At 43.8% G+C, this 5,571-nt stretch carries 5 protein-coding genes and 1 tRNA gene; 3 read left to right on the forward strand and 3 right to left on the reverse strand.

All coding sequences use genetic code 11. The annotated features are described in order from the left end of the window. Positions 1 to 49 precede the first annotated feature (49 nt). Positions 50 to 125 (reverse strand) — tRNA-Thr (locus tag RXX31_RS24485). 206 nt (positions 126 to 331) lie between these two features. Between RXX31_RS24485 and coaA the strand changes: the two genes are divergently transcribed. After that, entirely contained in the window at positions 332 to 1,255 is a 924-nt protein-coding gene (coaA, locus tag RXX31_RS24490; protein WP_317592187.1) for a type I pantothenate kinase, read from the forward strand. Between the two features lie 7 nt (positions 1,256 to 1,262). Here coaA and birA read toward each other — a convergent pair whose 3' ends face one another. Next, positions 1,263 to 2,228, reverse strand: a complete 966-nt coding sequence (gene birA, locus RXX31_RS24495) for a bifunctional biotin--[acetyl-CoA-carboxylase] ligase/biotin operon repressor BirA (RefSeq protein WP_317592188.1) — start codon at positions 2,226 to 2,228, stop codon at positions 1,263 to 1,265. After that, positions 2,225 to 3,268, reverse strand: coding sequence for a UDP-N-acetylmuramate dehydrogenase (murB, locus tag RXX31_RS24500; protein WP_317592189.1), 1,044 nt, complete (start codon positions 3,266 to 3,268; stop codon positions 2,225 to 2,227). The genes birA and murB overlap by 4 nt, the downstream gene beginning before the upstream one ends. A gap of 101 nt (positions 3,269 to 3,369) precedes the next feature. On the opposite strand from murB, the gene RXX31_RS24505 reads away from it, so the two are divergent. Both RXX31_RS24505 and pssA read left to right on the forward strand, forming a co-directional pair. Further along, entirely contained in the window at positions 3,370 to 3,777 is a 408-nt protein-coding gene (locus RXX31_RS24505) for a GNAT family N-acetyltransferase (RefSeq protein ID WP_317592190.1), read from the forward strand. Positions 3,778 to 3,872: 95 nt separating this feature from the next. After that, positions 3,873 to 5,213 (forward strand): CDP-diacylglycerol--serine O-phosphatidyltransferase, encoded by a 1,341-nt coding sequence (pssA, locus tag RXX31_RS24510; protein WP_317592191.1) that lies wholly within the window; start codon positions 3,873 to 3,875, stop codon positions 5,211 to 5,213. Positions 5,214 to 5,571 lie beyond the last annotated feature (358 nt).

The raw sequence follows: 5,571 nt of genomic DNA on the forward strand, positions 1-5,571 counted from the left end.
AAATTTCTAGCCATTCTCACTACAATTGTTTCTAAGAAACAGGAGAGAATGGTGCCGACTACCGGAATCGAACTGGTGACCTACTGATTACAAGTCAGTTGCTCTACCTACTGAGCTAAGTCGGCATAAGTGGTGCGCATTCTATTGAATGATTTTCTAGGTTGCAATAGTAATTTTAAAAAAAATCATAAAATTCGATTTTTTACATTCGTTTGCTGCAAAAACATACAAACTCTGCTTTTTTCCAGCAAACTTCGACCTCTGTCGCTTGCTTTAAAGCGCGCTTGATGTATGTTCATCCTCTCTATGAAAGCAAGGATAAAAGAGACCCATGAGTCCATTTTTGTCATTTGACCGTGCCAACTGGTCAGAATTACGAAATTCTGTGCCAATGACACTTTCTGAAGACGACTTAACTGCGCTTCAGGGCATAAATGAAAACCTCACCATGGAGGAAGCGGTAGAGATCTACCTTCCTTTGTCTCGCCTATTAAATTTATATGTTCAAGCTCGCCAAAGCCGTAATACGGTTCTTCAGCAGTTTTTAAATACTGAGGAGCATGCCCCTCCCTTTGTTATTGGTATAGCCGGTAGTGTCGCAGTCGGTAAAAGTACCACTGCCCGTATCATGAAAGCACTGCTCTCTCGCTGGGAAAATCACCCTAAAGTATCGCTAGTGACGACAGACGGTTTTCTCTATCCCAAGAAAGTGTTGGAAGAAAAGGGAATCATGCATCGCAAAGGTTTCCCTGAGTCTTATGATATCAAGCGTTTAGTTGAGTTTATGTCTGACGTGAAGGCAGGAAAACCCAATCTTGAAGTCCCCGTCTACTCGCATATTACCTACGACATTACCGACGAGTTAAAAAAGGTAGATAGGCCGGATGTTTTAATTATCGAAGGCTTAAACGTATTACAGAGTGGAATGGATTACCCACACGATCCCCATCGCGTGTTTGTTTCGGATTTCCTGGATTTTTCCATTTATGTCGATGCAGAATCTGACACCATTGAGCAATGGTATGTGGAAAGGTTTTTGAAGTTCCGTCATGGTGCTTTTACCAAGCCGGGGTCTTATTTTAGTCACTACACACAACTGTCAGTTGACGATGCTAAAAGCAAAGCGAAAGAAATCTGGAATAGCATTAATGGGCTCAACCTAGAACATAACATTCTCCCGACCCGGGAAAGAGCCCATCTGATCTTACATAAAGGGAGTAACCATCTTGTAGATAAGGTCTCCCTCAGAAAGTAAGAGAAGGTTAGTCCCCTTTTCTCAAGGAGATCTCACCGCCAATGTAGGTCTCCAGGCCATGCTCTGTTTCCAGTACCACACCACCTTGTTGATCAATGCCTTGTACAATCCCATGAATTTCTCTTGGCCCGATCAACAGCTTTACAGGGCGCCCTAAAAAGTTATCCAGTCGGTTCCATCGTTCAACAAAGCCAGCTAGCCCCATCATTTCGTAATCAATAAGCGCAGCGGACCAATGCTCAATTAAGGTTGAAGCAAGTTGTGTTCTATCGATATCCATATCGGCACAGACTTGATTGAGCGTTGTCCAAGGTTGGTCAATATCTGGCTGTTGATCTGGCATGCCAATATTTATGCCCATTCCCAAGACTAAATGAGCCGCCCCACCGGCTTGGCCCGACATTTCTACCAAAATACCCGCTAGCTTTTTATCCTGATAGTACAGGTCATTAGGCCATTTTAGCTTAACGTCTTCAATTCCCATGGACTCTAGCGCTTCAACCGCAGCGATACCGATGACAAGGCTTAACCCCATTGCCGCAGCCATACCAGCATCGAGGCGCCAATACATGGAAAGGTATAAGTTGGAACCAAATGGAGAGATCCACTGACGACCACGGCGGCCACGACCTTTAGCTTGATACTCAGCTAGGCAAACTCGGCCTTTTTCGGATTCATTCACCCGTTCTAACAAATACTGGTTAGTGGAATCAATCACCGGAATTAACTCCAGCTTATGGGCTGAATTCGCCACTAATCTCTTCTCATCCAATAATTGCATCGGATGAGCTATTTGATAACCACGTCCTTGAATGCGGTAGATATCCACACCCCAGTCACTCAATCCTTTTATATGCTTCGCGATTGCAGCTCTAGATATGCCAAGTTCTTGCCCTAAAGCTTCACCGGAATGGAAGTCACCATCACTTAGCGTGCGAAGGATATGTAGCTTTGTTGCATGTTCTTTTCTCATTGTGCAGCCTCTATCTCTGCAAGGTTCGTTTCACCCACCTTATTGATAAAACGAACTTCGTGCTCAAGCTCAATCTGGTATTTATCCCAAACTGTCTGTTTCACAAGAGAAGCCAGAGCCACGACATCAGTAGCACTACAATTATCCACGTTGGTCAGTACCAATGCTTGCAACGGGTTAACCTGTGCACCATTCACCGAGATCCCTTTGAGGCCACATTGATCTATCAACCAACCCGCCGCTACTTTCATACCATTTTCTGTCGGGTATGCGACTAAGTCACGATGAACCTCAAGGAGTTGATCATAATGATCTTGCGAGATCACTGGGTTTTTAAAAAAACTACCAGCATTCCCGACTTTCTCCGGATCAGGCAACTTTTCTTGGCGAACCTGACAAACACGTTCAAATATGGAGGCAGGGCTTAGCTTTTCGGTAGGAATACTTTGCAAAGGTCCATATTGATTGATCGGTTGCCACTTTTTGTTCAGCTTAAGTCCGAGGGCGGAAATAAAGCACTTACCATACAAAACGTGCTTAAAGATTGAGTCACGATAGCCAAACTCACACTCATCCGCACTCATACGTCGGGTTTCAAACGTTGTTAGATCCAAGATATCCACATAATCACAAACATCTTTCAGTTCTAATCCATAAGCACCAATATTCTGAATCGGAGCAGAACCCGCACAACCGGGAATCAGGGCTAAGTTTTCTATCCCGCCAAATCCTTGTTCGACGCACCAGGAAACCAGTTCAGGCCAGTCTTCACCACCTTCTATATGCAGTAAGAAATGATGGTCACTTTCTTGTGCCACTTTACCAAGCAGTCGATTAACGATAACCAGACCGTCATAATGCTCGGTAAAAAGAATATTACTTCCTTTTCCCAGGAAAAGTTTCGGTAATCCTTTAAAAGTAGGCTCCTGAAAGAGCTGAATAACATCGTCAACGGACTCAACGATAGCTAAATAAGAACAGGTTTGTTCAATACCAAAAGTGTGATACGCCTTGAGGCTCGCGTTAGTTTTAATTTGCATAGTGGGTTTGCAACGCCAGATAAGATTCTCTTAAACTGTAAACATTCTACCTTAGAACTCTTTTAACCGCAGTGACAATACCTAGCTCATTAATCATAGAAGTGTTAAATCCGATCAAACTTCCTCTTATTAAGAAGTTGTATAAAGCCCACTATCCCGCAGGACGAGCGAAAAGAGATGAATTGATTATCACCGCCAGTGCAGAAAGTACGATCGTGGCCCTGCTGCGTATGAAAAGTGTGGAGAACTTTCGATTATTAACCGGGATGCTTGTCGTGCCCGCATACAGAGGAATGGGCGTGGGGAAAGCGCTACTGACTCACTGCGAAAACAAAGTTTTCAGTGATGGTGATTACTGCTTTGCTTTTATGCACTTAGAGACTTATTATTCTCATTATGGTTTTAAGACTATCGATAGTTCAGAACTACCTAACTCATTGAAAATGGCTTTTCAGCGCTACGTCGATAGCGGTAAAGATCTCATTCCAATGCAATTCATCCCATCCTAGACTTCAAACCCCGTGCTTTTGTAGCCAGATAAATCATATATTTGTTAAAATATCAGGTTCGCAATATTGCACTAAATTAAGGTACTCACACCGATATGATAGTAAGTAGGAATCCATTCGAACAGTTGCCAAGCCTCGCAGTAAATCCTGAGGACTTTGACGTTCTGTATTCTGCACAAGAATTCAGAGCTCGCCTTCTGGATGCGATCAGCAAAGCAACGTCACGAATTTACCTAGTCGCTCTATATCTGGAAGATGACGAGGCTGGACGTGAAATACTCACAGCACTTTACGAAGCGAAGCAACGTAATCCAGGGCTAGACATCAATATTTGTGTAGACTGGCATCGGGCACAACGCGGCCTGATTGGTGCAGAAACCTCTGAGGGTAATTCAGCCCTTTATAAAGCATTCGCACAAAAGTACCAACACAGAATCCCTGTCTATGGCATTCCCGTACGAGGTCGAGAAGTCTTTGGCGTTCTGCATTTAAAAGGCTTCATTATCGATGACACCGTCATCTATAGTGGGGCAAGCTTAAATAATGTTTACCTGCATTATAACGACCGTTATCGCTTTGATCGCTACCATGTCATTCGTAACGAGTCTCTCGCAGACTCTATGGTGCACTTTATTCAGAATGAGATGATCGCACACCCTGCTGTCAATGACCTTGCTAACCAAAACAAGCCAGAAACAAAAGAAATCAAAGCTGCAATTCGTCAATTACGCGCTTCTCTGGCTCAAGCGAATTACCAGTTTGAAAACCAAAAAGGAACAGAAGAAGAAGTAAGAGTCACACCACTGGTTGGTTTGGGAAAACGCCGTAATATATTGAATCAGCAGATTGTGAAGTTACTCGCGGCGGCTCAAAATGAAGTTGTCATCTGTACACCTTACTTTAACTTCCCTAAAGCCATTCACCGTGAAGTAAAACGCGCCATGAAACGCGGTGTAAAAGTGACTATAGTGGTCGGTGATAAGATCGCAAATGATTTCTATATCTCCCCTGAAGAAGACTTTAAAACCATTGGTGGCCTACCTTACCTTTATGAAGTAAATCTTCGTCGCTTCGCTAAGGCAAATGAAGCGAATATAGCAGCTCGAAAACTATCGATTCACTTATGGAGGCATGACAATAACAGCTTCCACCTAAAAGGCATTTGGGTCGATAAACGATACATGCTGCTAACAGGTAATAACTTGAATCCACGAGCTTGGTCGCTTGATCTGGAAAATGGCTTATTAATCCAGGATAACTACGCCAAACTTACCGAGAAGTTTGAAGAAGAAATTTCACGAATCCTGGAACATACCCACCTAATCTGCACATACAGACAACTAGAAAAAGTCGAAGATTATCCACTCGGTGTACAAAAGCTGGTAAGAAAAATCACTCGCCTTAAAGCCGATGGAGTATTAAAACGCATTCTGTAATGCTAGCGGCTTAAAACATAATCAATCAATGCCCAACACCTGTTGGGCATTTTTGTATCTAGGTAGCAGCGCTTCCCAAAGTATCAGGGTCGCACACGAGAAGGACTCCATCTACCAGAAAATGAAACTATACGCCGTAAACGAAAAAAGCCTAGTCTTTCGACTAGGCTTCTTAATAAGTGGCGGAGTGGCTGGGGTCGCACGCGACCGGGACTCATTGGTCGAAGACCAACTTAACTCAGCACAAACTAAAAGACCCTAGCATTTCTGCTAGGGTCTCGAATAAGTGGCGGAGTGGACGGGACTCGAACCCGCGACCCCCGGCGTGACAGGCCGGTATTCTAACCAACTGAACTAC

This window comes from Vibrio sp. EA2 (assembly GCF_033042495.1).
Classification (GTDB): domain Bacteria; phylum Pseudomonadota; class Gammaproteobacteria; order Enterobacterales; family Vibrionaceae; genus Vibrio.